Annotated in this window: 22 protein-coding genes; 9 read left to right on the top strand and 13 right to left on the bottom strand. The window is 75.3% G+C overall.

The features are described 5' to 3' along the window. The first annotated feature begins 177 nt into the window (after positions 1–177). The 3 genes from ABD160_RS25640 to ABD160_RS25630 are packed head-to-tail and all read left to right on the top strand — an operon-like array spanning position 178 to position 3,748. Positions 178–1,611, top strand: coding sequence for an amino acid permease (locus ABD160_RS25640; RefSeq protein ID WP_344026913.1), 1,434 nt, complete (start codon positions 178–180; stop codon positions 1,609–1,611). Continuing rightward, positions 1,608–2,513 carry a universal stress protein gene (locus ABD160_RS25635; protein WP_344026911.1) on the top strand — a complete coding sequence of 302 codons (906 nt, stop codon included), beginning with the start codon at positions 1,608–1,610 and terminating at the stop codon, positions 2,511–2,513. The genes ABD160_RS25640 and ABD160_RS25635 overlap by 4 nt, the downstream gene beginning before the upstream one ends. 5 nt (positions 2,514–2,518) lie before the next feature. Next, positions 2,519–3,748 carry an arginine deiminase gene (locus tag ABD160_RS25630; protein ID WP_344026909.1) on the top strand — a complete coding sequence of 410 codons (1,230 nt, stop codon included), beginning with the start codon at positions 2,519–2,521 and terminating at the stop codon, positions 3,746–3,748. 29 nt (positions 3,749–3,777) lie between these two features. On the opposite strand, the gene ABD160_RS25625 is transcribed toward ABD160_RS25630, so the two are convergent. From ABD160_RS25625 to ABD160_RS25610, 4 genes are read right to left on the bottom strand one after another with little or no spacing between them, the layout of a single operon-like run. Next, positions 3,778–4,260, bottom strand: coding sequence for a type III secretion system chaperone family protein (locus ABD160_RS25625; protein WP_344026907.1), 483 nt, complete (start codon positions 4,258–4,260; stop codon positions 3,778–3,780). Next, entirely contained in the window at positions 4,257–5,531 is a 1,275-nt protein-coding gene (gene mshA, locus ABD160_RS25620; protein ID WP_344026905.1) for a D-inositol-3-phosphate glycosyltransferase, read from the bottom strand. The genes ABD160_RS25625 and mshA overlap by 4 nt, the downstream gene beginning before the upstream one ends. After that, the gene (locus ABD160_RS25615) at positions 5,528–8,329 is read right to left on the bottom strand and encodes a sacsin N-terminal ATP-binding-like domain-containing protein (protein ID WP_344026903.1); all 2,802 of its coding nucleotides are present in this window, start codon (positions 8,327–8,329) and stop codon (positions 5,528–5,530) included. The genes mshA and ABD160_RS25615 overlap by 4 nt, the downstream gene beginning before the upstream one ends. Positions 8,330–8,376: 47 nt before the next feature. Continuing rightward, a complete protein-coding gene (locus ABD160_RS25610; protein WP_344026901.1) occupies positions 8,377–9,327 on the bottom strand; it encodes a DUF3027 domain-containing protein in 951 nt (316 codons plus the stop codon). Between the two features lie 39 nt (positions 9,328–9,366). Here ABD160_RS25610 and ABD160_RS25605 point away from each other — a divergent pair, with 39 nt between their 5' ends. The 3 genes from ABD160_RS25605 (at position 9,367) to ABD160_RS25595 (ending at position 12,281) form a co-directional block, all read left to right on the top strand. Continuing rightward, entirely contained in the window at positions 9,367–10,137 is a 771-nt protein-coding gene (locus ABD160_RS25605; protein ID WP_344026899.1) for a glutaminyl-peptide cyclotransferase, read from the top strand. A gap of 84 nt (positions 10,138–10,221) precedes the next feature. Then, positions 10,222–11,733, top strand: a complete 1,512-nt coding sequence (locus ABD160_RS25600) for an MFS transporter (protein WP_344026897.1) — start codon at positions 10,222–10,224, stop codon at positions 11,731–11,733. Between the two features lie 44 nt (positions 11,734–11,777). Then, positions 11,778–12,281 (top strand): DUF2771 family protein, encoded by a 504-nt coding sequence (locus ABD160_RS25595; RefSeq protein ID WP_344026895.1) that lies wholly within the window; start codon positions 11,778–11,780, stop codon positions 12,279–12,281. 32 nt (positions 12,282–12,313) lie between these two features. On the opposite strand, the gene ABD160_RS25590 is transcribed toward ABD160_RS25595, so the two are convergent. The 8 genes from ABD160_RS25590 to ABD160_RS25555 form a co-directional block, all read right to left on the bottom strand. Further along, positions 12,314–13,252 (bottom strand): MsnO8 family LLM class oxidoreductase, encoded by a 939-nt coding sequence (locus ABD160_RS25590; protein WP_344026893.1) that lies wholly within the window; start codon positions 13,250–13,252, stop codon positions 12,314–12,316. A 64-nt stretch (positions 13,253–13,316) separates the two neighbouring features. After that, positions 13,317–13,703, bottom strand: coding sequence for a cold-shock protein (locus ABD160_RS25585; protein WP_344026891.1), 387 nt, complete (start codon positions 13,701–13,703; stop codon positions 13,317–13,319). Positions 13,704–13,828: 125 nt separating this feature from the next. Further along, positions 13,829–15,499, bottom strand: coding sequence for an AMP-binding protein (locus tag ABD160_RS25580; RefSeq protein ID WP_344027146.1), 1,671 nt, complete (start codon positions 15,497–15,499; stop codon positions 13,829–13,831). A 149-nt stretch (positions 15,500–15,648) separates the two neighbouring features. Continuing rightward, complete coding sequence (locus tag ABD160_RS25575) at positions 15,649–17,292, bottom strand: phospholipase D-like domain-containing protein (RefSeq protein WP_344026889.1); 1,644 nt, start codon at positions 17,290–17,292, stop codon at positions 15,649–15,651. Between the two features lie 26 nt (positions 17,293–17,318). Beyond that, positions 17,319–18,569, bottom strand: coding sequence for a S8 family peptidase (locus ABD160_RS25570; RefSeq protein ID WP_344026887.1), 1,251 nt, complete (start codon positions 18,567–18,569; stop codon positions 17,319–17,321). 149 nt (positions 18,570–18,718) lie between these two features. After that, entirely contained in the window at positions 18,719–19,810 is a 1,092-nt protein-coding gene (locus tag ABD160_RS25565; RefSeq protein WP_344026885.1) for a sulfate/molybdate ABC transporter ATP-binding protein, read from the bottom strand. After that, entirely contained in the window at positions 19,807–20,580 is a 774-nt protein-coding gene (locus ABD160_RS25560) for an ABC transporter permease (RefSeq protein ID WP_344027144.1), read from the bottom strand. Before ABD160_RS25560 ends, ABD160_RS25565 begins: the two co-directional genes overlap by 4 nt. Positions 20,581–20,651: 71 nt before the next feature. Continuing rightward, on the bottom strand, positions 20,652–21,056 hold the full coding sequence (locus ABD160_RS25555) for a TOBE domain-containing protein (RefSeq protein ID WP_344026883.1): 405 nt from the start codon (positions 21,054–21,056) through the stop codon (positions 20,652–20,654). Positions 21,057–21,162: 106 nt separating this feature from the next. Here ABD160_RS25555 and ABD160_RS25550 point away from each other — a divergent pair, with 106 nt between their 5' ends. The 3 genes from ABD160_RS25550 to ABD160_RS25540 all read left to right on the top strand — a co-directional run bounded on the left by ABD160_RS25550 (position 21,163) and on the right by ABD160_RS25540 (position 23,997). Continuing rightward, positions 21,163–22,380, top strand: a complete 1,218-nt coding sequence (locus ABD160_RS25550) for an acyl-CoA dehydrogenase family protein (RefSeq protein WP_344026881.1) — start codon at positions 21,163–21,165, stop codon at positions 22,378–22,380. A 190-nt stretch (positions 22,381–22,570) separates the two neighbouring features. Beyond that, positions 22,571–23,671 (top strand): GTP 3',8-cyclase MoaA, encoded by a 1,101-nt coding sequence (gene moaA / locus ABD160_RS25545; protein ID WP_344026879.1) that lies wholly within the window; start codon positions 22,571–22,573, stop codon positions 23,669–23,671. A 17-nt stretch (positions 23,672–23,688) separates the two neighbouring features. Further along, positions 23,689–23,997, top strand: coding sequence for a MoaD/ThiS family protein (locus tag ABD160_RS25540; protein WP_425563664.1), 309 nt, complete (start codon positions 23,689–23,691; stop codon positions 23,995–23,997). A 21-nt stretch (positions 23,998–24,018) separates the two neighbouring features. On the opposite strand, the gene ABD160_RS25535 is transcribed toward ABD160_RS25540, so the two are convergent. After that, the coding region (locus ABD160_RS25535; protein ID WP_344026874.1) for a YncE family protein at positions 24,019–25,310 on the bottom strand (1,292 nt) is incomplete at its 5' end.

Raw genomic sequence — 25,310 nt, 5'->3', positions numbered from 1 at the left:
GCGGGAGGCGCGCCCGGTGTTCCGCAACATGCTAGGCACTGCCGGCCGTCCCCGCCGCCGCGCGGTCGGAAAAAGTTACCCACGAGTCACCGCGGGACCCGGCGCGGCCGGTGACGAATCGCGCGGCGTCGGCCACCATGTCAGGACACAACGGTCCCCGATCCCGAGGCGGCACGCATGACGACACCGCGCGAGCCGTCCACGCTCCGGGCGGAGCTGCTGCGCCGCAAGCCGATCCGGCCGCCGAGCAGCGGATCGGGGCCGGACGAGCTGCGCCGCACGATCGGCACCTTCCAGCTCGCCGCGTTCGGCATCGGCGCCACCGTCGGCACCGGCATCTTCTTCGTGCTCTCCTCCGCCGTCCCGGACGCCGGGCCCGCCGTGGTGCTCTCGTTCGTGCTCGCCGGGGTCGCGGCCGGGCTCTCCGCGCTCTGCTACGCCGAGATGGCCTCGGCCGTCCCGGTGTCGGGCAGCACCTACTCCTACGCCTACGCCACGCTCGGCGAGGTGGTGGCGATGGGCGTCGCCGCCTGCCTGCTGCTGGAGTACGGCGTCTCCGCGGCGGCCGTCGCGGTCGGCTGGAGCGGCTACCTGAACGAGGCCCTGGTCAACATCACCGGCATCGAGCTGCCGCAGGCGATCCTGGCCGCCCCCTGGGACGACGATCCCGGCGTGGTCAACCTGCCGGCCGTCGTCCTGGTCGGGCTGTGCATGGTGCTGCTGATCCGCGGGGCCAGCGAGTCCGCCCGGCTGAACGCGATCATGGTGGCGATCAAGCTGGCCGTGCTGGCGATGTTCGTGGTCATCGCCTTCACCGCGTTCGACGCCGACAACTTCGCCGACTTCGCACCGTTCGGCACCGCCGGGGTGGCGACCGCCGCCGGGGTCATCTTCTTCTCCTTCATCGGCCTGGACGCGGTGTCCACCGCGGGCGACGAGGTGCGCGACCCGCAGCGCACGATGCCGCGGGCGCTGCTGATCGCGCTCGCCGTCGTGATCACGTTCTACGTGCTGGTCGCGGTCTCCGCGGTCGGCACCCAGCCCTGGCAGGACTTCGAGGGCCAGTCCGAGGCCGGGCTGTCGCAGATCCTGAACAACGTCACCGGCTCCACCGTGTGGGGCACCGTGCTGGCCGTCGGCGCGGTCATCTCGATCTTCTCGGTGACCCTGGTGGTGCTCTACGGGCAGACCCGCATCCTGTTCGCGATGGGCCGCGACGGGATGCTGCCACCGGTGTTCTCCCGGGTCAGCCCGCGGACCCGGACGCCGGTGCAGAACACCGTCATCGTCTGCGCGGTGGTCGCGCTGCTGGCCGCGTTCGTCCCGCTGGACCATCTGGTCGACCTGGTCTCGATCGGCACCCTGACCGCGTTCATCGTGGTCTCGGTCGGCGTCATCGTGCTGCGCCGCCGCGAGCCGGACCTGCCGCGCGGCTTCACCGTGCCCGGCTACCCGGTGGTCCCGGTGCTGTCGGTGCTGGTCTGCGGCTACATCCTGATCAGCCTGCACTGGATCACCTGGCTGGTGTTCGCGGCCTGGGTCGCGCTGTTCCTGCTGCTCTACGCCCTGTACGGACGCCGGCACTCGGCACTGGCCCGGGAGAACGCATGACGGTCGTCGTCGGGTACCTCCCGCACCGCGGCGGGCCCGGGGCGCTCGATCTCGGGCTCCGCCTCGCCCGCGCCCGCGGCGAACCGATGCTGGTGGTGACGGTCGTGCCGCGGCAGTGGTCCACGCCGTCACCGGCGAAGGTGGACGCCGAGTTCGGCGAGTACGCCCGGCGGGTCGGCGAGGAGGCGACCGCCGCCGCCCGCGCGCACCTCGCCGGGACCACCGTGCCCGTCGGCCACCGCGCGGTGCCCGGCCGGTCCGTCGCCTCCACCCTGGTGGACGTGGTGCAGGACGCCGGCGGGACGGTGCTCGTCGTCGGTTCCGCGGCCGGCGGGCCGGACGGCCGGATCGGGCTCGGCACGACCGCGCAGAAGCTGCTGCACGCCGCGCCGGTCGGCGTCGCGCTGGCCCCGCGCGGCGGCGGCTCACCAGACTCCCCCGATCCCGGTGACGCGCCGTTCGGCCGGCTCACCGTCGCCTTCTCCGACAGCGACTCCTCGGTGCGCACCGTCGCCGCCGCCGCCGATCTCGCCGCCCGGCTCGGCACCCCGCTGCGGGTGGCGAGCTTCGGCGTCCGCAACGCCACGATGTACCCGCCCGAGGTCGGCCTGCACGCCGAGGACTCGATCCTCGAGTCGTGGGCCGACCAGGCCGCCGAGGCGCAGCACAGGCTGGTCGCCGACGGCACCGTCGACGACGGCGTGCCCTGTGTGATCGGCACCGGCACCGGCTGGGACGAGGCGGTCGCCGCCGTCGACTGGCGCCCCGACGAGCTGCTCGTCGTGGGATCGTCGGACTCCGGCCCGCTGGCCAGGGTGTTCCTCGGCTCGCGGGCGTCCAGGCTGATCCGGGCCGCACCGGTGCCGGTGCTGGTCCTGCCGCACCTGAGTTCGAGGAGCTGATGCCGGTGTCCGGGTTCGGTGTGCACTCCGAGGTGGGACGGCTGCGGCGCGTCCTGGTCTGCTCGCCCGGCCGGGCGCACGAGCGGCTCACCCCGTCCAACTCCGACGCGCTGCTGTTCGACGACGTCATGTGGGTGCAGAACGCCCGGCGCGACCACGCCGCGTTCGTGTCCGCCATGCGCGGGCTCGGCGTCGAGGTGCTGGAGCTGCACGACGTGCTCGCCGAGACCCTCGCCGTGCCCGGCGCGCGGGCCTGGCTGCTCGACCGCAAGATCGTCCCGAACCAGGTCGGGCTCGGGCTGCTCGCCGAGACCAGGGCGTTCCTGGACGGCCTGACCGATCGCGAGCTGGCCGGGTTCCTGATCGGCGGGCTGTCCACCACGGACCTGCCCGGCGACCTCAGCTCGCCGTGGATCGCGCTCGCCGGCGGCACCGGCGGCCCGCCCGAGTACCTGATGCCGCCGCTGCCGAACACCCTCTACACCCGCGACACCACCTGCTGGATCTACGGCGGCGTCACCCTGAACCCGCTGTTCTGGCCGGCCCGGCACGGCGAGACGCTGCTGATGAAGGCCGTCTACACGTTCCACCCGGAGTTCACCGGCGCCCGCGTGTGGTGGGGCGATCCGGAGCTCGGCTGGGGTGCCGCGTCGATCGAGGGCGGCGACGTGATGCCGGTCGGGAACGGCGCCGTCCTGGTCGGGATGGGCGAGCGCACCTCCCGGCAGGCGATCACCCAGCTGGCCGCCGCACTGTTCGACGCGGGCGCGGCCACCCGGGTGGTGGTCGCCGGGATGCCGAAGCTGCGCGCCGCGATGCACCTGGACACCGTGTTCACCTTCGCCGACCGGGACGTCGCCACCGCCTACGGCGGCATCGTCGACGGCATCCGCACCTTCTCGCTGCGCCCCGGCGACCGCGGGCCGGAGGCGACCGAGGAGAAGGAGCCGTTCGTCGACGTCGTCGCCGACGCGCTCGGCCTGCCCGAGCTGCGGGTGCTGCCCACCGGCGGCGACGTGTACGCCAGCGAGCGCCAGCAGTGGGACTCCGGCAACAACGTGGTCGCCGTCGAGCCGGGCGTGGTGTTCGCCTACGACCGCAACACCCAGACCAACGAGATCCTGCGCCGGGCCGGGGTCACCGTGCACACCATCGTCGGGTCCGAGCTGGGCCGCGGCCGCGGCGGCGGGCACTGCATGACCTGCCCGCTGCTGCGCGACCCGGTGCCGTACTGAGCGGTCGGGGCGGTACTGGCCCCTCGGGGCTATCCGTCGATCAGGTGCGCGAACGCCGCCAGGTTCGCGGTCGACTCGCCGTGCTCGCTGCGCCAGGCGTACTCACGCCGGATCGAGGAGGCGAACCCCAGCTCCAGGAAGGTGTTGAAGTCGCCGTCGGCGGCCTGCAGCACCTGGCCGAGCACCCGGTCGATCTCCTCGGCGGTGACCGCGTGCAGCGGCAGCCTGCCGACCAGGTGGATGTCGCCGGCCCGGTCCAGGCAGTAGTGCACGCCGTAGAGCCGGGCGTTGCGCAGCAGCATGAACCGGTAGACGCCCTCGGCGTTCTCGTCAGGACGACGACAGACGAACGCCTGCACCCCGACGGTCTGCTCGCGCACCAGCAGCCAGGTCTGGGTCTGCAGCCGGGCCTCGCCGGGCAGCGTCACCAGCCACTGCCCGGGCCCGCGGTGGACGTGCTCGACGCCCATCCCGGACAGCGCGTCGGCCACCACCGGATCGAGATCGGTCATCGCCTGCCCCCCTCCCGCACCTGGAACTCGGCGCGGGCCTCGTCGTAGGCGCCCAGCAGGGCCTCGGTCGTGCGGTCCCAGGAGAACCGGCGGGCGTGCCCGGCCGCGACGTCCGCCATCCGCTCGCGGCGGGCCCGGTCCAGGGCCAGCTCACCGAGCGCGTCCGCCCAGTCGGAGATGTCGTGCCCGCTGACCAGCAGCCCGGACCGGCCCTCGGCGACGGCCACCGGCAGCCCGCCCACCCGGGTCGCGACCACCGGCGTGCCGCAGGCCTGCGCCTCCAGCGCGACCAGCCCGAACGACTCGTTGTAGCTGGGCACCGCCACCACGTCCGCGGCCCGGTAGACGGTGACCAGCTCCTCGCCGCCGCGCGGCGGCAGGAACCGGACGACGTCGGTCACGCCCAGCTCGGCGGCCAGCTCCTGCAGCGACGTCGGCTCGGCCAGCCCCGACCCGGACGGCCCGCCCGCGACCAGCACCACCAGCCGGTCCCGCAGCGACGGGGTCCGCGCGAGCAGCTCGGCGGCGGCCCGCAGCAGCACGTCCGGCGCCTTGAGCCGCTGGATCCGCCCGACGAACGCGAGCACCACGGCGTCCGCCGGGAGGTCCAGCGCGGCCCGGGCGGCGGCCCGGTCACCCGGCCGGAACCGGTCGGTGTCGACACCCGGCGGGATCGTGACGGTGCGCCGCGGATCGGCGTCGTAGAGGTCGATCAGCTGCTTGGCCTCGATCTCGGTGTTCGCGACCAGCCGGTCCGCCTCGGCGACGACCTGGTCCTCGCCGATCAGCCGGACCCGCGGCTCGGGGGTGTCCCCGGCGGCCAGCGCGGCGTTCTTCACCTTCGCGAGGGTGTGCGCGGTGTGCACCAGCGGCACCCCCCACCGGTCCCGGGCCAGCCACCCGACCTGGCCGGACAGCCAGTAGTGCGAGTGCACGACGTCGTACCAGCCGGGATCGTGCCGGGCCTCGGCCCGCAGCACGCCCGCGGTGAACGCGCACAGCTGGGCGGGCAGGTCGTCCTTGCCGAGCCCCTCGAACGGGCCCGCGGCGACGAACCGGACGGTCGCACCCGGGGCGAGCTCGACCGTCGGCGGCTGCTCCGACGACGTCGCGCGGGTGAAGATCTCCACCTCGACCCCGCGCCGGGCCATCCGGATCGCGGTCTGCGCGACGTAGACGTTCATGCCGCCTGCGTCGCCGGTGCCGGGCTGCTCGGTCGGGGAGGTGTGTACCGAGAGCACCGCGACCCGGCGCGGAAGCTCTGACGTCACGGCATCATCCTGACACGCCGCCGCTCGGCGAGCGCGGCCACCAGCGCCCGCAGCGGGTCCGACGCGTGCCACCCGCCGTCCGGCCCCGGCCAGGCCGGGACGGTGACCGCACCGCCGCCGTCCAGATCGACGACCAGCCGGTCGTGCCGCCGCAGCTCCCCGTCCGGCGGGTCGGCGCCGATCGCCCGGCAGGCCAGCACGATCTCGGCGTCCGCGGTCCAGCCGAGCGGCTCGCCCGCGCCGCGGACGGTGCCGGTCACCCGGGCCGAGGCGACCGGCAGGTCGAGCAGCTCGGCGAGCGCGTCCGGGTCGTCGCCGCCGGGGACGGCCGGGACGTCGCCGAGCGCGGGCAGCACCCACGGCGTGTCCGCGACGACCGCGCGATCGGCCGGGACGACCGCGCCGGTCAGCGTCCGGACCTGATCGGGCGGGTCCAGATCGTCGAGCTCGAACACACCGGCACGCAGCGCCGCGGCCAGCGCGGTGTGCGCGATCCCGGCGACGTCGCCGGTGACCGGGCGGGCCGGGTCGGCGAGCCGGTCCAGCAGCTCCACCGCCTCGTCGGCGCCGCCGATCACGATCCCGGCCCGGACGCCGATCGCGGTGAGGACGGCGTCGTCGGCGGGACCGCCGAGACCGTCCAGCGGCGGGAGCGGATCGTAGAGACCGGCCAGCGTGGACGCCGAGGGCAGCCGCCAGGTCGACGGCAGCCGCCCGCCGATCCGCACGTGCCGGGACAGCCACCACGCGGTGTACCCGGTGAGCATCGCGGCCCGGGTGTCCCGGTCGGCGGCGAGCAGGGCCAGTGCGGCCGGCCAGGCGTCGTCGTCGACGAGATCGAGATCCCGGACGGCGGGGCCCACGGCCCCGCCGGCCCCGCCGGCCCCGCCGGCGCCGCCGCCGTCGTAGCGGTCGGCTTCGTAGCCGCCGCCGTCGTAGCGGTCGGCGTCGTGCAGCACCGCGGGATCGAAGTCGACCACCGCGAACCGGTCCAGCACGCCGGCCGCGACCAGCGCGTCCCGGCCGGCGTCCAGCCAGCGGGAGTCCAGGATCCCGACCGGGGCGTCCGGGTCGAGCAGCGCGCGCAGCGGCGCGTCGGGGAGCACCAGCTCGTCGGCCCGGGCCGGGGCGCCGTCGTCGGCGGTGAGGGCGAGCGCGCCGAACCGCGGATCGCGCGCCGCGGACGGCGTGTCCAGCAGCGCGAGCACCGCCCGGGCCAGCGGCTCGGTGTCCAGGCCGGCCTCGGCGTCGTCGACCGAGCGCTCCACGGCGTCGAGCAACGCGGGCGCGGCCAGCAGCGTCTCGCGGTCGGCGTCGGCGGCGCCGAGCCTGCGCAGCAGCGGGTGCGCGGCATCGGGATGGGCGATCCGCAGCTCCGGCAGCTCCGGGGTGGCGGCGTCGGCCAGCAGCACCGACGCCGGGCCGGGCACCAGGCGGCCGTCGGCCAGCGGGACCGGCAGCGCGCCCAGCTCCGCGGCGAGGCCGGGGATCCGGTCGACGGCCGGGGCGAGCGCCGCGTAGAGCTCCCGCCACCAGGCCGGCGCCGTGTCGATCCCGGTCAGCCGCTCGGCCAGGCCCGCCGGGCCCAGCCGGTCGACGTGCAGGCCGGGTGGCGGGACGACGCCGGAGGCGACCAGCCGGTCGAACGCCGGACCGGCGGCGGCGAGCAGCTCCGGCAGGCCGGCCGGGGTGTCGCCGCCGAGATCGAGGTACTCGGCGCGGTCCGGGGCAAGCGGCCCGCCACCGGCCGCCGCGGGCAGCCACGGCGTGGAGCCGAGCTCGGCGTCGATCGCGGTGCGCAGCAGCCCGTCCAGCGGGGAGCGCGGGAAGCCCGGCTCGGGCACCAGGGCCGTCCGGAACTCCGGCCCGACCGCACCGACGAGCTCGGCGTAGGCCCGGGCGGCCTGCCCGACGAGCTCGCCGGTGGCCGGGTCGTCGGCGCGGATCCGGCGGCGGTCCGGGTCCAGCGGGAACGGCGCGAGCAACCGGGCCGGCAGCGACAGCTGCTCCGCGCTGGGGGTGGGGGCGTGCAGCACCTCGCCGGCGTCCGGCGGGTACGGGACCGGGCGGCCGTCGTCGTCGTACGGGAGGGCCCAGCGCGCCGGATCACCGGCGAGCAGCAGCTCGCGGTCACCGATCCGGACCCGCCCGGCGCCGCGCTCGGTGCGGATCAGCGTGGTGTCCCCGGCGACCACCTCACCCAGCGCGGGCAGCGCGAGCATCAGATCGGCCGCGAGCCCGGCGAGCTCGGCGAGCAGCGTCGCCGGATCGGCGGCGTCGGGCCGCAGCCGGACCTCGGTGGCGTAACCGACCGGCGGCGGCTCCTCGTCCGTGGGCCAGCACAGCCGCAGCACCGGCACCCGCGGATCGCGGGCCAGCTCCTCGGCCGCGGCACCGCCCAGCGCCGCCACCTCGGCGGCCGTGCGCTCCGCGGAGAACGCGATCCCGCCGTCCGCGGTGACCAGCCGCGGCTGCGCGCAGATCGCGGACACCGCGGCGAACCCGACGCCGAACCGGCCGGTCGCGCCCGCGGCGTCGCGCTTCGCCGACGCGCGCAGCGCCGCCAGCGCGGCGACCCCGGCGGCGTCCAGCGGGGCGCCGGTGTTCGCGATCCGCAGCTCGCCGTCGTGCACCCGGGCGAGCACCCGGCCCGGCACCCCGGCGGCGACGGCCGCATCCGAGGCGTTCTGCAGCAGCTCGGCGGCCCAGGTCCGGGCGTACCCGCCGCGGCGCAGGTCGTCCTCGGCGTTGACGTCCTCCCGGAACCGGGTCGGCGACGACGACCACGCCGCGAGCACCCCGGCCCGCAGCGCCGCGGTGCCGAACGGGTCGGCGGGAGGTCCGCTCAGCGGGAACCGACCGGTTCGAGGTCCACGCCGTCGTCGTAGACCAGGGCCGAGACGTACACCGGCGACCCGGCCGGCTCGGTCACCGACGAGTGCGCGCCGCAGCCGAAACCGACCGCGACGACCTGCCCGTCCGCCGGGGCCGAGCCGTTGGCGCACACGCCGAACACCCCGCGCAGCGAACCGGCGATCGGCAGCATGAACCCGCAGGTCCCGCAGGACGCGGGCGCCGCCTTGGCCAGGTCGGCGGCCGGGCCGCGCTCGCCGTGCTGCCAGCGCTCGGCGGCCGCGGCGCGGCCGTCCGCGGACAGCACCCGCTCCCGGCCGAGCCCGACCTCGTGGGCCAGCTCCTCGAACGCCGGATCGCCGCTGTCGACGTAGCCGGGCACCAGCCGCGGGTCGTCGGCCGGCGGCGGCAGCAGGTCGCCCGGCTTGAGATCGCCGGGCCGGACCCGCTGGTCCCACGGCACCCAGCTGGGCGCGACGATGGCGGTGTCACCGGGCAGCAGCACCGACTCCGAGACCGTCGCCGGCTCGTGCGGCCCGGCACTGGCGACCGTGACGGCCCAACGCCAGCCGCGGTAGCCGGGCAGCTCCGCGACGAACGAGTGCGTCACCGAGCCGTCGTCCTCGGCGTCGGCGCCCAGGTGCAGGCCCACCGCGGCGACGGCGTCCGCGCGGCCCAGCTCGTAGGCCGCCTCCTCGACGGCGGCGGCCCGGGCGACCTCGACGGCGTCGAACAGCTCCGGCGGCGCGACCCGCGCCTCCGGCGCTGCAAGCGGTGCGGGCGCCCCCGGCTCTGCAAGCGGTGCGGGCGCCCCCGGCGCTGCACCCGGTGCGGGCGCCCCCGGCTCTGCAAGCGGTGCGGGCGCCCCCGGCGCTGCACCCGGTGCGGGCGCCTCCGGCACCGTGGCCCCCTCGGGGTAGGAGGTGTCGTCACCAGCAGTCACCTCACCAGTGTGCCACCCGGCTCCGGGCATCCTGGGCCGGTGCCCGTTGCGCTGCTGCTCCCCCTCGTCCTCGTGCTCGCGGCGTGCGGCGCCGCCGCACCGGCACCCGGATCCGCACCGGTGGTCCGCCCGGAGGTGCTGGCCGAGATCCCGCACGACCCGACGGCGTTCACCCAGGGCCTGGAGCTGCACGACGGCGTGCTCTACGAGGGCACCGGCCGGGTCGGCGAGTCCGAGATCCGGGCCCTGGACCCGGACACCGGGGCGCTGCGCGCGGCCACCCCGCTGCCGCCCGCCTACTTCGGCGAGGGGATCACCGTGGTCGGGGACGCGATCTGGCAGCTCACCTGGCGCGACGGCGTCGCCCTGGAGTGGGACCGGGACACCCTGGCGCTGCGCCGCGAGGTCCCGGTCGACGGCGAGGGCTGGGGCCTGTGCCTGGCCGACGACGGCCGCGTCGTCCGCTCCGACGGCACCGACCGGCTGCGCTTCCACGATCCGGACGATCTCGCCGAGACCGGTTCGGTCGCCGTCACCCGGGACGGCTCGCCGCAGCAGCTGCTCAACGAGCTGGAGTGCGTCGGCGACCGGGTGTGGGCGAACGTGTGGCAGAGCGACGAGATCGTCCGGATCGACCCGGCCACCGGCACGGTGGACCTGGTGGTGGACGCCTCCGGGCTGCTCGACCGGGCCCGCGGCCGGGACGCCGACGTGCTGAACGGGATCGCGCACGTCGCCGGGGACGAGTACCTGATCACCGGGAAGCTGTGGCCAGCGACGTTCCGGGTGCGGCTGGTGCCGCCGGCCTGAGCCCGGTGCGTCCGGCCGGGTGACGGCGCGCCGGGACCGCCCGGGGACGGCGAAACCGTCGGTGCCGCGGCGCACAATGGGGCCATGGCCCCGAACCCGTTCCGGCGCCGCCGCGACCGCACCGCGGGTCCCGACAGCTCCGGCGGGCGCACCGGGCGGGTCGCGCGGCCGGATCCGCGCACCACGCCGATCGCCTCGGACCCGTCGCTGCGCGGGCCGGCCGGCGACGCCCGCACCGGCCCGCGGAAGCTGACCGTCACCCGGGTCGCGGTGCACCGCACCCGGGAGCTGACCGGGCGCGCCGTGGGCCTGTTCCGCCGGGCCGCGACCGCGGACGGCGCCGACGGTTCCGGATTGACCGCGCTGACCTACGCCACGATGTTCACCTACGCGCTCGACGCGGCGGTCGCCGTGGCGCTGGCGAACACCCTGTTCTTCGCGGCGGCGACCGCCGAGTCGACCGCCAACGTCGCCCTCTACCTGGCGATCACGGTCGCCCCGTTCGCGCTGGTCGCGCCGGTGATCGGGCCGATGCTGGACCGGCTGCAGCGGGGCAGGCGGATCGCGATGGCGGTGTCCTGCGCCGGGCGGGCGGTGCTCGCCGTGGCGCTGGTGTTCCACCTGGACACCTGGGTGCTGTACCCGGCGGCGCTCGGGATCCTGGTGCTGAGCAAGTCGTTCCTGGTGCTGAAGGCCGCGGTGACCCCGCGGGTGCTGCCGTCGACGATCACCCTGGCCACCACGAACTCCCGGCTCACCACGTTCGGGATGGCCGCGGGCGGCGTCGCCGGCGCGGTGGCCGCCGGCGCCGCCTGGGCGTTCGGCTCGCCGGGCGCACTGTGGTGGACGGCAGCGCTCGGCGTCGCCGGCGCGGTGCTGTGCCTGCGCATCCCGCGCTGGGTGGAGTCGACCGCGGGCGAGGTCCCGGCAGCGGTGCCGGCCGCCCGGCCCGGGACCCGGCGCGCCAGGGTGCCGGCGACCCGCTCGGTGCTGGTGGCGCTGTGGGGCACCGGCGCGGTCCGGGTGCTGACCGGCTTCCTGACGCTGTTCGTCGCGTTCGTCGTCAAGGCGGGCACCGAGCAGGCCGGCGGCGACCCGGCCCGGCAGGTGATCGTGATCGGCGTGGTCGGCACGGCCGCGGGCGCCGGCCTGTTCCTCGGCAACGCGGTCGGTGCGCGCAGCCGGTTCGGCCGGGTCGAGCCGGTGGTGCTCGCCGCGGCCGGTGCGGCCGTGCTGGCCGCGGCCGGCGCGGCGCTGGTGCCCGGGGTCCCGGCGGCGGTGGTGGTGGCGCTGATCGCGTCCACGGCGAGCGCGCTGGCGAAGGTCTGCCTGGACGCGGTGATCCAGCGCGACCTGCCCGAGCACGCCAGGGCGTCCGCGTTCGGCCGGTCCGAGACGGTGCTGCAGCTGGCCTGGGTGCTGGGCGGCGCGATCGGCGTGCTGGCCCCGCACGACACCTTCCGGACCGGTTTCGTGATCGCCGCCTGCGTGATCGCGGTGTTCGCGCTGCAGGCGGCGATGGTCCGCCGCGGCAGCACCCTGGTCCCCGGCCTGGCGCCGCGCGCGGCGCCACCGGCGGCCGCCGCGGTGCGCTGACGTCGCGGATCGGGCGCCCGGCCGCGGTACGTAGGCTGGCCGCCGTGATCACCCGATCCCGCCGGTCCGGCCGCGCGCTCGCCGGGCTGCTCGCCGTCGCCGCCGTCCTGCTCGCCGGCTGCGGGACGTCGCGGCCCACCGTCACGTTCGACGTCGACGGCACCTCGCTCACCGCCGCGCCGACCCAGTTCTGCGACAACCGGATGGAGAACTGCTCGGACGAGCCGAACTCCCGGGTCACCGCGGACGTGCCGCCCGGCACCCCGATCCGGATCACCGTGCCGGAGGAGGTCTCGGAGGGCCCGTGGCAGGTCGCCTACGCCTTCACCCGCGGCGACGACCCGGCCCCGATCGAGCAGCGCAGCGACATCGCCACCCCGGGCAGCCGCGGCGAGTACACGCTGATCCTGCCCTCGGAGACCGACCGGCTGGTCACCGCGCAGGTGCAGCTGTTCGGCGCGGCGCCGGCGATCGACCCGGAGACCGAGGAGCTGGAGTTCCCGGTCCGGGCGACCTGGGTGCTGGTCGGGGAGCAGCCGGCGGGCTGAGGGGCCTCGGGCGACGCCGGTCGTGAATCCCCTCAGCGCCCGGCGTGCGCCCGCCCACCCACCAGCAGCCGGGCCAGCGCCGCGTCCGACGCGTCCAGCGCCTCCCGGTCCCAGGTCGACGAGCTGACCATCAGCTCGTCCGCGCCGGTCCGGGCCACCAGGTCGTCGAGCAGCTCCGCGACGGTGTCGGGATCCCCGGCCAGGGTCCGGGCCAGCGACCGGGCGACGGTGTCCCGCTGCCGCGCGGTGGTCCGGCGGCCCGGGTCGGGCGGCTCCAGCGGCGGGAACTCGCCGGTGGTCCGGGCGGCGGCGAGCGCCCACGCCTCGGACAGCGCGAGATCGGGGTGCCCGACCAGGACGTCGGCCGAGACGACCAGGTGCGCGGCGTCGCCGGCCCGCTCGCGGTAGCCCTCCAGCGCGGCGCGGTCGTCGAGCACCGGCCCGCCGACGACGGCCGGCAGACCGAGCTCCCCGGCGAGCCGCAGTCCGGCGCCGGTCGCCAGCAGGAACAGCGGGACCGACCGTTCCGGACGCGGCCGGACGGTGACCGGGCCGGTGCCGTCCAGGAACGAGCGCAGCTCGGCGAGCTCGGCCCGGAAGGTGTCGTCGTCGGCGGCCGCGGCGCGCAGCGCCCGCCGGACCGGCTCGGTGAAGCCGGGTGACCGCCCGATGCCGAGATCGATCCGGCCCGGGTACAGCGCGGCGAGCATCGCGACCTGCTCGGCGACCACGATCGGCTGGTGGTTGGGCAGCATGATGCCGCCGGAGCCGACCCGGATCCGGTCGGTCGCCGCGGCCACCGCCGCCATCAGCACCGGCGGGCTGCCGGACGCGATCCCGGGCACCGCGTGGTGCTCGGCCACCCAGAACCGGTGGTAGCCGAGCTGCTCGGCACGCCGGGCCCGCGCCACGGTGTGCCGCAGCGCGGCCGAGTCGGGCTCGCCGGCCCGGGTCCGCGAACGATCCAGCAACGACAGGCGCACGCCTGCCGGAACGCCGCGCCGGCGCCCGGCATTTCCGGGCGCCCGGCGGGCGTCAGCCGTCCAGGTCGCGGGCGACCGCGCGGACCACCTCGGCGGCCAGCTTGCAGGTCTTGCGGTCGGGATAGCGGCCGTGCCGCAACGCGGGCTGGATCTTGTTGTCCAGCAGCCGCATCATGTCCTCGATCAGGCCGTGCAGCTCCTCCGCGGGGCGCCGGGTGTTCTCGACGGCGGACGGCTGCTTCTCGACCAGCCGGACCGACAGCGCCTGTGGCCCGCGCCGCCCCTCGGCCATACCGAACTCGACACGCTGACCGGACTTGAGCGCCTCCACCCCCGCCGGCAGTGCCGCCTTGCGGACGTAGACGTCCTCGCCGCCGTCCTGCGAGAGGAAGCCGAAGCCCTTCTCCGCGTCGTACCACTTCACCCTGCCGGTGGGCACCGTGCTCCTCGATTCACTGCGATTGCTGCGTGCACGACGAACGCGCCCGGATGGACCGTGACAAACCGTGCTCGGGTCACCCGGACGCGTCAGGTGCCCATCGTACCGTCCGCGGACGGCCAGAGTCAGGCGTTTCGGACGCCGGCCGCGGCCTCCAGGTCGAGCAGGCCGACCGAGCGCTCGCGCATCTCGACCTTGCGGACCTTGCCGGTGACCGTCATCGGGAACTCCTCGACGACGAGCACGTAGCGCGGGATCTTGTAGTGCGCGAGCCTGCCGGTGGCGAACTCCTTCAGCGTGTCCGCGGTCAGCTCGGCCGCGCCCTCGCGCAGGATCACCCAGGCGCACAGCTCCTCGCCGTAGCGCTCGTCCGGAACACCGATGACCTGGGCGTCGACCACGTCGGGATGGGTGTAGAGGAACTCCTCGATCTCCCGCGGGTACACGTTCTCGCCGCCCCGGATGACCATGTCCTTGATCCGGCCGGTGATGTTGAGGTAGCCGTCGTCGTCCATCACGGCGAGATCGCCGGTGTGCATCCAGCGGGCCGCGTCGATCGACTCGGCGGTCTTGTCCGGCTGGTTCCAGTAGCCCAGCATCACCGAGTAGCCGCGGGTGCACAGCTCCCCGGCCTCGCCGCGCGGCACGGTCTTCCCGGTCTCCGGGTCGACGACCTTGATCTCCAGGTGCGGGTGCACCCGGCCGACGGTGGAGACCCGGCGGTCCAGCGAGTCGTCCGCGCGGGTCTGGGTGGACACCGGCGACGTCTCGGTCATGCCGTAACAGATCGTCACCTCGCCCATCCCCATCCGCTCGACGACCTGCTTCATCACCTCGACCGGGCACGGCGAGCCGGCCATGATCCCGGTGCGCAGGCTGGACAGGTCGAACGACTCGAAGTCGGGATCGTTGAGCTCGGCGATGAACATCGTCGGGACCCCGTAGAGCGAGGTGCAGCGCTCCTGCTCGACGGCCCGCAGGGTCGCCTTCGGATCGAAGCCCTGCGCCGGGATGACCATCGTGGCGCCGTTGGTGGTGCAGCCCAGGTTGCCCATCACCATGCCGAAGCAGTGGTAGAACGGCACCGGGATGCAGACCCGGTCGGCCGCGGTGTACCCGCACAGCTTCCCGACGTAGTAGCCGTTGTTCAGGATGTTGTGGTGCGACAGCGTCGCGCCCTTCGGGAAGCCGGTCGTCCCCGAGGTGTACTGGATGTTGATCGGGTCGTCCGCGCCGAGCGACGCCTGCACCTGCGCCAGCCGGACCCGGTCCGGCGCCGCGCCGCCGTCGGCCAGCGCGGTCCACTCGTCCGACCCGACGATCACGACCCGCTCCAGCTCCGGGCAGTTCGGCCGGACCTCGGCGATCATCTTCTCGTAGTTCGACGTCTTGAACTCCGACGCCGACACCAGGGTGGAGATCCCGGCCTGCTTGAGCACGAACTCCAGCTCGTGCGTCCGGTAGGACGGGTTGATGTTGACCAGGACGACGCCGATCTTCGCGGTGGCGTACTGGACGAGTGTCCACTCGGCGGTGTTCGGCGACCAGATCCCGAGCCGGTCCCCGGTCGCCACCCCGGCCGCGAGCAGGCCGCAGGCGAGCTTGTCGACGGCCTCGCGGAGCTGGGTGTAGGTCCAGCGGCGGCCGGTGGGCACGTCGACCAGCGCGTCGTTGTCGCCGAACGCGGCGGCGGTCCGGTCGAAGTTGTCGCCGATCGTGTCGCCGAGCAGCGGGGTGTCCGAGACCCCGGACGCGTACGACGGGACGGCGGGGGCTCCGGCGGCGGTGGAGGTCACGGCGATGTTCTCCTCGGCAGTGCTGGTGACGACGCCGGGTGCGGCGCAGTTCGGCGCGGTGCGGCGCCCGGAGGCGGCCGTCACATCCTGTCCCCGGAACCGGGCCGCTGCCAACACCCGGCTACCCACGTAAGGAGTGCACCCGAGGTTCAGGAGGACAGCCTGCGCCCGGCGCGCCGGCCCGACTCGGCCACCCGGGCGGCGCCCCGGCGGGCCCCGCGGGCGGCCCGGCGCAGCGGCCGCGGGGACGGCTCCGGCCACGGCCCGACCGGGACGAGCACGCGCTCGGCCGGGTCGAACCCGGCCGGGTAGCCGGGCTCCCGCCAGGTCCCGGCGGGCGCCTGCGGCGGCAGCCACTCCGGGCGCCACATCCCGAGCGCCAGGTCCAGGTCCTCCAGCCGGGGCCGCAGCTCGTCGGTCAGCTCGGTCCGCAGGTGCTCCGCCCACAGCCGGACCCGCAGGTCGCGCACCTGGTCCCCGGTCGTCACCAGCGCCGCGCTCAGCTCGGTGTCGGTGCCGCGCATCGAGCGGGAGAAGAAGTTGGCCGACCCGACGGCGGCGTACACGTCGTCGACCAGCATCACCTTGGTGTGCACGGTGAGCCCCTCGATCCGGTGCATGATCACGTTCCCGCGGTCGGCCGGCGCCAGCTGGTCGATGACCCCGCGCTGCACGTCCCCGGTGACCCGGCGGCGGAACGTGTTGATCCCGGCGTCGGCCGGGTCCCGGCGGCCGGAGCAGACCAGCACGATCCGCACGCCGCGGGCGGCGGCGTCGCGCAGCAGGCCGTAGAGCCGGAACGCCCGCCGGCCGCCCGGGACCTCGAAGAAGTACTGGTCCTCCAGGTAGATGTAGTGCCGGGCGCCGCGGATCGCCGCGGCGAGCCCGTGGAACACCTCCTGCACGCCGTGCCGCGGCAGCACCGTCCAGTGCCGGCGGTAGAGCGTGCCGAAGTGGTCGATCTTCCACGGCCGCAGCGAGCGCAGGACCTGCACCGCGGTGCCGGGGGCGGCCCGGGCCGGGGTCGGCGGCGACGGCGGCAGCGGCGGCGCGAACGGCTCCGGGTTCATCGGCTCCCAGCGCGCCGGCGGGCGGTAGAACGACCGCGGCGGCAGCGTCGCGGCCTCCGCCCAGCGGGCCCGGTACACCTCCCACACCCGGCCGGCGGCCGGGCCGCGCAGCCGGACGGCGCCGTCGTGCCAGCCCCAGCGCTCGTCACCGATCGAGAGCCGGTCGTGCGGCTCGGCGTCGAACCGGTTCGCCGACAGGTCGAGACCGCCGACGAACGCGGTCAGCGTGCCCCCGACGTGCACCAACACGATCTTCTGGTGGTGGCAGCCGATGCCGGAGCCGGACCAGTCGAGCAGTACCCGGCCGCGCAGCGACGGCCGCCGGCGCAGCTCCAGCGCGGCGAACGCGTTCGCCCGGAACGGCCCGATCGCGACCCCCGGCACCGACCCGGAGAACACCGCTGCGGTGAGCAGCACCCGCACGTCCACGCCGTCGTCGGCGAGCCGGGCCAGCCGGTCGGAAAGCGCCTCGTAGTCCTCGTCGCCGGGCTCGGCGCCGGTGAGGTCCATGTCCGGCTGCAGGTTCAGTCCGGTGATCAGCACCGAGTCGCCGGGGCCCGCCCGGTCGAACAGCTCGCACAGCTGGGCGAAGTAGTCGACGCCGTCGACGATCGCCCGCCACTCGGTGTCCTCCCGGAACGTCGGGCAGTCCGCGGTGCCGGGGACCAGGTAGCCGGCCTCCAGCGCGGGCAGGTCCGCCGGGATGTCGTGCTGTCCTGGCATGACCGGAACGGTAGACGGCCGCCGGCTCAGAGGCCGCCGGTCTGCAGCAGCCGGTTCGGCGTGTTGCCGGTGGAGCCGCCGTCGATCCGGCCGCCGACCGCGTTGTCGATGATCCACTGCTTGACGGCGGGGCTGGGCCGGTCCCCCTGCGCCTGCTTGTACAGCGCCGCGACGCCGGCCGCGAACGGCGCGGCCATCGACGTCCCGCTGTAGGACGCGGTGCCCCCGCCGGGCACCGGCGCCACGATCCGGGTGCCCGGCGCGTAGAGCGACACGCAGCGCCCGGTCGAGGAGTTCGACGCCCGCCGGTCCTCGATCGTCGAGTTCGCCACCACCAGCACGCCGTCCACCGCCCGCGGCAACGCGGTGCAGTCGTCGCCGCCGGTGTTGCCGGCCGACGACGCGGCGAACACCCCGGCGTCGAGCATCCGCTGCACCGCCTGGCGCAGCATCGGCGAGCTGCCGTAGCTCCAGGACATGACCGCGACCGACGGGCCGCGCTTGTTCTGCACCACCCAGTCCAGCCCGGCCAGCAGCGACGACAGCGTGCCCGTGCCGTTGCAGTCGAGCACCTTCACGCCGCGCACGTTCGCCCCGGGGGCCACGCCGTAGCTGTTCGACGCGGCGATGCCGGAGACGACGGTGCCGTGCCCGTCGCAGTCCTCGTCGCGGTCGTCGATCGTGTTGACCTCGAGCCGGGCCCGGCCGCCGAACTCCGGATGCCGCGCGTCCACCCCGGTGTCGAGCACGAAGACGTCCACCCCGGCGCCGGACGCGGTACGCCGGTACTGCCCGTCCAGCGGCAGATCGGGCTGGTCGATCCGGTCGAGGCCCCAGTTCCCGGGCGCCTGCTCGGCGGTGGCGGCGCCGTCCGGGTCGTCCGGGTCCAGCGGGGCGGCCTGGTGGGCGGCCTGCGGGTCCAGCGGGGTGACGGTGCGGTCCTCCTCGACCCCGACGACGCCCGGCCGGTCACGCAGCTCGGCCGCCTGCGCCGGGTCGAGCGGGGCGGCGAACCCGTGCAGCACCGTGTCGAAGGTGACGCTCGGCTCCGCGCCGACCGCCTCCACCGCGGCCCGGGTCTGGCCGGCCGTGGCGGTCTGCACCAGGTACCCGGTGACCGCCCCGACGGCAGTGCTGTTCCCGGCAGTGCTGTTGCCGGTGCTGCTGTTGCCGGTGCTGCTGTTCCCGGTGCTGCTGACGGCGCTGCTCGCGGCGCCGGAGGTGTCCGGCGCGGCCGACGCGACCGGCGCGAGGAGAACACCGAGCGCGACGGTCATCGCACCAGCTGTGACCGCGACAGCGGCTCGGGAACGGTGGAGGCTCACGGAAAGCGACGATATGCGGGCGTTGCCGGTGGGGCGAGAGACACGATGGTGGCCCGGGTGAATCGTGTGACTCGTGGGGTGACGGATGTGTAGCCGCCGGATCAGCCCAGGCGCCCGTGCACCGCTACCTCCGCGGCCTTCACCGCGAACCACAGCTCGTGCCCCGGCTCCACCCCCAGCTCGGCGACCGCGGCCGGGGTGACGTCGGCGGCCAGCCCGTCCACCCAGTCCGGCCCGCCGTCGGGGGCGCCCGCCCGCAGCCGCACGGTGTCGCCGCGCGGCTCCAGCGCCGCCACCCGGACCCGGAAGACGTTGCGCGGGCTGCCCTCCGGCCGGCGGGCGTGCACCGACACCGCGGCGGGCGGGAACACCGCGACCGCAGGCTCGCCGATCGCGACCTCGATCGCGTGCCCGTGCAGCTCCACGCCGTCGTCGGTGCGCAGGCCGGCGCCGTCCGCGGTGCCGGGCACCAGGTCCAGACCGGCGATCCGGGCCGAGAACGCGCTGCGCGGGCGGGCCAGCACCTCCCGGGCCGGGCCCTGCTCGACGATGCGGCCGGCCTCCAGCACGACGACCCGGTCGGCCAGCACCAGCGCGTCCAGCGCGTCGTGGGTGACCAGCAGCGCGGTCTGCCCGCCGTCGGCGATCACCCGGCGGAGCAGCGAGCGCATCGCCGGGGTGGCGTCGACGTCCAGCGCGGCGAGCGGCTCGTCGAGCAGCAGCAGGCCCGGCCGCGGGGCCAGCGCCCTGGCCAGTGCGACCCGCTGCTGCTGACCGCCGGACAGCTGCGCCGGGCGGCGGCCGGCGAGCTGCTCGACGCCGACCGCGGCCAGCAGCCCGCGGGCCCGCTCGTCCGCCTCGGCCCGCGGCATCCCGTGCGCCCGCGGGCCGAACGCCACGTTCGCCAGCGCGGACAGGTGCGGGAACAGCAGCGGTTCCTGGGCGAGCAGGCCCACCCCGCGCCGGTACGGCGGGACGAACCCGCCGGTCCCGGTGTCCAGCAGGGTCCGGCCGCCGACCGTCAACCGGCCGTGGTCGGGCCGCAGCAACCCGGACAGGACGCCGAGCAGGGTCGACTTCCCGGCCCCGTTCGGCCCGAGCACGGCCAGCACCTCCCCGTCGGCGACGGCGAGCTCCAGGTCGAGGGCGAACCCGTCGCGCTCCAGCCGGACGGCCAGCTCGACGCCACTCATCCGCGGCCGTCCATCCCGCGCGGGCGGCCGACGACGATCACGACCAGCGACACCACGACGAGCAGCAGCGACAGCGCGACCGCGCCCGCGACGTCGGTCTCGCCCTGCAGGTAGACCAGCAGCGGCAGGGTCCGGGTGGTGCCCTCCAGGCTCCCGGCGAACGCGATCGTGGCGCCGAACTCGCCCATGCAGCGGGCGAACGCGAGCACCAGCCCGGACGCCAGACCGGGCAGCACCAGCGGCACCGTCACCCGGCGGAAGGCGAGCCCGGGGGACGCGCCCAGGGTCGCCGCCGTCGCCTCGTAGCGCTCCCCCGCCGTCCGCAGCGCACCCTCCAGCGAGACGATCAGGAACGGCATCGCCACGAACGTCTGGGCCAGGATCACCGCCACCGTGGTGAACGGGATGAAGATCCCGAACGCGGCATCCAGTCCCTGCCCGACCAGGCCGTTCGCACCGAGCAGGAACAGCAGGGCGAGTCCGCCGACGACCGGCGGCAGCACCAGCGGCAGCAGCACGATCGAGCGGACCGCACGCATCAGCCGGGGCAGCCGGTTGATCCGGCCGCGGGCCAGCACCACGGCGAGCGGACCGCCCAGCAGCAGGCACAGCGTCGTCGAGACGCCTGCGGTGAGCAGCGACAGCCGCAGCGCCGAGAGCGCCGCGTCGCTGGTCAGCAGGGACGGCATCGCCGCCCAGTCGGCCTCCCACAGCAGGCCGAACACCGGCAGCGCGATCACCAGGAAGCCGAGCCCGGCCGGGATCCACATCCAGACCGGCAACCCGACGCCGGTGCCGTGCCGGTCGGCCGCCCGCTCCCGGCGAGCGGGAGCGGTCGTGGTCACAGAGCGCCGCCCGGCGTCTCCACGACGACGTTGGTGGACTTGATCACCGCCACGGCGAGCGCGCCGGGCTCCAGCCCGAGGTCGCGGGCGGCCTCGCTGCTCATCAGGGAGACCACCCGGTGCGGGCCGCACTGCATCTCCACCTGGGCCATCACGGTGTCCGCGACGACCGAGGTGACGAGGCCGACCATCCGGTTGCGGGCGGACCGCTGGACGACCGAGGGGTCCGGCGGCGCGGAGGCGTGCTCGCGCGCGAACTCGGCGAGCGCCGCACCGTCGATGACCTTGCGGTTGGACGCGTCGGCCTGCACCGGCAGCGTCCCCGCGTCCACCCAGCGGCGGACGGTGTCGTCGCTGACGCCGAGCAGGCGGGCGGCCTCGGAGATCCTGAAGTGCGGCACGTCGTGGATACTAAGGTCGCGCCTGCGGCGGTGCCACGGCGGATGTCACGCAGCTCCCGCCGGGCGTGTGCGCGCCCCGGCCGCGCCGGTGTGTTCTGATCGCGCCGTGGACTTCGCACCCAGTGCAGCGGCGACCGACTACACCGCGCGGATGCGCGCCTTCCTCGACGAGCGGGTGCTGCCCGCGGAGGCCGAGTACGACGCGTTCCGCGCACAGCGGCGGGGCACGCCGCAGGAGTGGGACCTGCCACCGGTGGTGGAGTCGCTCAAGGAGGAGGCGCGCGGGCGCGGCCTGTGGAACCTGTTCCTGCCCTCGCTGTCGGGACTGTCGAACCTGGAGTACGCGCCGGTCGCCGAGGTGTCGGGCTGGTCGCCGGTGATCGCGCCGGAGGCGATCAACTGCCAGGCCCCGGACACCGGCAACATGGAGACCCTGCACCTGTTCGGCACCGAGGCGCAGAAGCAGGAGTGGCTGGAGCCGCTGCTGGCCGGCGAGATCCGGTCGGCGTTCGCGATGACCGAGCCGGACGTGGCCTCCTCGGACGCGACCAACATCGAGACCAGGATCCGGCGCGACGGCGACGACTACGTGATCGACGGCCGGAAGTGGTGGATCTCCGGCGCCGCCGACGAGCGCTGCCGGATCTTCATCGTGATGGGCAAGACCTCCCCGGACTCCGACGGGTCCGTCTCGCCGCACCGCAGGCAGTCGATGATCCTGGTCCCGCGGGACACCCCGGGCCTGCAGATCGTGCGGCACCTGCCGACGTTCGGCTACCAGGACCAGCACGGCCACTCCGAGCTGGTGCTCGACGGCGTGCGGGTGCCGGCGTCGAACATCCTGGGCGAGGAGGGCGGCGGGTTCGCCATCGCCCAGGCCCGGCTCGGCCCCGGCCGGATCCACCACTGCATGCGGCTGATCGGGATGGCCGAGCGGGCGCTGTCGCTGATGGTGCAGCGGGCACAGGCGCGGGTCGCGTTCGGGCGGCCGCTGGCCGACCAGGGCGTCGTGCGCGAGCAGATCGCGCTGTCCCGGATGGAGATCGAGCAGGCCCGGCTGCTGACCCTCAAGACGGCCTGGCTGATCGACGAGCACGGCGCCAAGGGCGCGCGCACCGAGATCGCCGCGATCAAGGTCGTGGTGCCGCGGACGGCCTGCGCGGTGATCGACCGGGCGATGCAGGTGCACGGCGGCGGCGCGATGAGCGACGACTTCCCGCTCGCCTACTTCTACGCCTGGGCGCGGGCGCTGCGGTTCGCCGACGGCCCGGACGAGGTGCACATCCGCTCGGTCGCGCGGCAGGAGCTCGCCGCGCACTCCTGAGGCGCTCACCGGACGAGCGGTCCCGGCCGGAGTAGTCGCGCTGTACCTATCCTTTCGGCTAGGTACAGCGCGACTAGTTCCGCACCTGCGACGAGCCGCACCGGACCGCTCCCGCTGCTGCGGATCACCGCGTTGAGCTGCGGAAATCCGCGCTGTGCCGGTCGGCGCGACGGGGGCTAGCCTCGGGCCCATGACCACCCAGCTCGGCCTGCCGACGCTGCGCGGCGGCCCGTCCCGGGACCCGTCCCGCCCCGCCGACACCCGTCTCGTCGACGGGTTCGGCCGGGTCGCGACGGACCTGCGGATCTCGCTCACCGACCGCTGCAACCTGCGCTGCACCTACTGCATGCCCGCCGAGGGCCTGGACTGGATGCCGCGCGACGAGCAGCTCACCGACGACGAGCTCAACCGGCTCATCGCGGTCGCCGTGCACGAGCTCGGCATCGAGGAGCTGCGGTTCACCGGCGGCGAGCCGATGCTGCGCAAGGGCCTGGAGAACGTGCTGTCCGCGGCGTCGGCGCTGCACCCCCGGCCGGACATCTCGCTGACCACCAACGGCATCGGCCTGGCCCGGCGCGCCGGGGCCCTGGCCGCCGCCGGGGTGAACCGGCTCAACGTCTCGATGGACACCCTGCGCCCCGAGCGGTTCGCCGAGATCACCCGGCGGGACCGGCTGCAGGACGTGCTCGACGGGCTGGCCGCCGCGCACGCCGCCGGGCTGCGCCCGGTGAAGATCAACGCGGTACTGCTCCGCGGGGTCAACGACGACGAGGCCGCCGATCTGCTGGAGTTCGCCCTGGCCCACGGCTACCAGCTGCGGTTCATCGAGCAGATGCCGCTCGACGCGCAGCACGGCTGGCGGCGCTCCGAGATGATCACCGCCGAGGAGATCCTGGCGCGGCTGGAGGAGCGGTTCGTGCTCCGGGAGTCCGGCGAGGACCGCGGCGGCGCCCCGGCCGAGAAGTTCGAGGTGCTGGGCCGGCGCGACGGAGCACCGCTGCGCACCCCCGGCACGCCGGACACCGCGCCGACGGTCGGCGTGATCGCCTCGGTGACCCGGCCGTTCTGCGGTGCCTGCGACCGCACCCGGCTCACCGCCGACGGGCAGGTCCGCACCTGCCTGTTCGCCACCGGCGAGACCGACCTGCGGGCGATGCTGCGCGGCGGCGCGACCGACGCCGAGATCGCCGACACCTGGCGGTACGCCATGTGGGGCAAGAAGGCGGGGCACGGCATCGACGATCCCGGCTTCCTGCAGCCCACCCGTCCGATGAGCTCGATCGGAGGATGACCGGCATGACCACCGGCATCGACAGCCGCACCACCGGCCGCACCGGCAGCCACGACGACGGCACCGCGGCGCACCGCACGCTGACCGTGCGCTACTTCGCCGCCGCCAAGGCCGCCGCGGGCACCGCGGAGGAGACCGTCACGCTCCCGCCGGACGCGACCGTCGCCGACGCCGTCGCCCTGCTGCGGTCGGCGCACGGACCGGAGCTCGGCACCGTGCTAGACCGCTGCAGCTTCCTGCTCGACGAGTACGCGGTGCGCGACCGCTCCACCGTCCTGCGCGACGCCTCGGTGCTGGACGTGCTGCCGCCGTTCGCCGGCGGCTGACCGGGGCCGACCGGCCGGGACTCAGCGGCCGATGTCGAGCACCGTCAGGGTCCCGCTCTTGAGGTTGCTGACGTAGGCCCGCTCGCCCGACGGCAGCACCGCGACACTCGTCGGGGCGTCCCCGACCGGGATCGTCGCCGTCACCACGTTCGCGTCGGCGCTGATCACCGAGACCGTGTCGTCCTCGACGTTCGCGGTGTAGGCGAACCGGCCGTCCGGCGACCAGGCGATGGCCTGCGGGTTCCGGCCGACCGGGACGGTCGCGACCACGGTGTTCGTGTCGGTGTCGGTGATCGACACCGAGGCCGAGTCGTAGTTGACGTTGGCCACCAGCGGGCGGGCCGGGTTCACCGCGATGCTGTGCGGGCTGATCCCGACCGGGACCTCCGCGATCACCTCGTTCGTCGCCGTGTCCAGCACGCTGATCAGGTTCGACTCGTGGTTTGCGGTGTAGGCCCGGCTCCCGTCGGCGGACAGCGCCACCCAGTGCGGGTTCGGCGCGACCGTGATCTCCGACTCCACCTCGTTGGTCGCGGTGTCGATCACCGAGACGGTCCCCGAGTCGTGGTTGGGGACGTAGACCCGCTTCGCGTCCGGCGTCACGACCAGCGCGTACGGGCGGGTCCGCACCGGGACGGTCGCGACCACCGAGTTCGTCCCGGTGTCCAGCACGGCGACCGCCGCGATCGTGCGGGCCTCGTCGAACACGCTGACGTAGACGTGCTGCCCGTCCGGCGCGAACGCGATGTACTGCGGCGGGCCGGCCGGGACCTCGATCGTCGCGACGACCCGGTCCACCGCGGTGTCCAGCACGGTCACCACCCCGGCGGCCCGGTTCGCCACGTAGGCGAGCCTGCCGTTCGGCGACACGGCGACGAATCCCGACGTCTGCCCGGCCGGGATCGTCTCGCCGATGGTCGGGATCGGGAGGGCGGCCGCCGTGGTGCCGGTGAACTGCGGCGGCACCGGGGTGATCGCCTCGCTCTCCCGGACCAGCAGGCCGTAGCCGCCGGTGCCGAAGAAGACGACGCCCGCCAGCAGCACCAGCGTCGCGACACCGGCGACGGCGAGCAGCCGCCGCCGGTTCCGGACGGGCGGTACCGGCTCGGTGCCGGTGCCGGTGCCGGTGCCGGTGCCGGTGCCGGACGGCGGGAGCGGGCCGTCCCCGCCGGCCGCGTCCGGGTGGCCGGGCCGGGTGGGCGGCGGCGCGCCGTTGCCCGCCGCTCCCTGGCCGGGTCCGGGGGGCCACGGGAATCCGGCCGGCGGCACCGCCGCCGCGCCGGGCCGGGGCGGGTCGCCCGCGGCGGCACCGT

Origin of the sequence: Pseudonocardia kongjuensis (assembly GCF_039526905.1) — a bacterium.
Taxonomy (GTDB): domain Bacteria; phylum Actinomycetota; class Actinomycetes; order Mycobacteriales; family Pseudonocardiaceae; genus Pseudonocardia; species Pseudonocardia kongjuensis.
The sequence above is the reverse complement of the archived record's forward strand: the minus strand, read 5'-3'. Positions and strand labels throughout refer to the sequence as shown.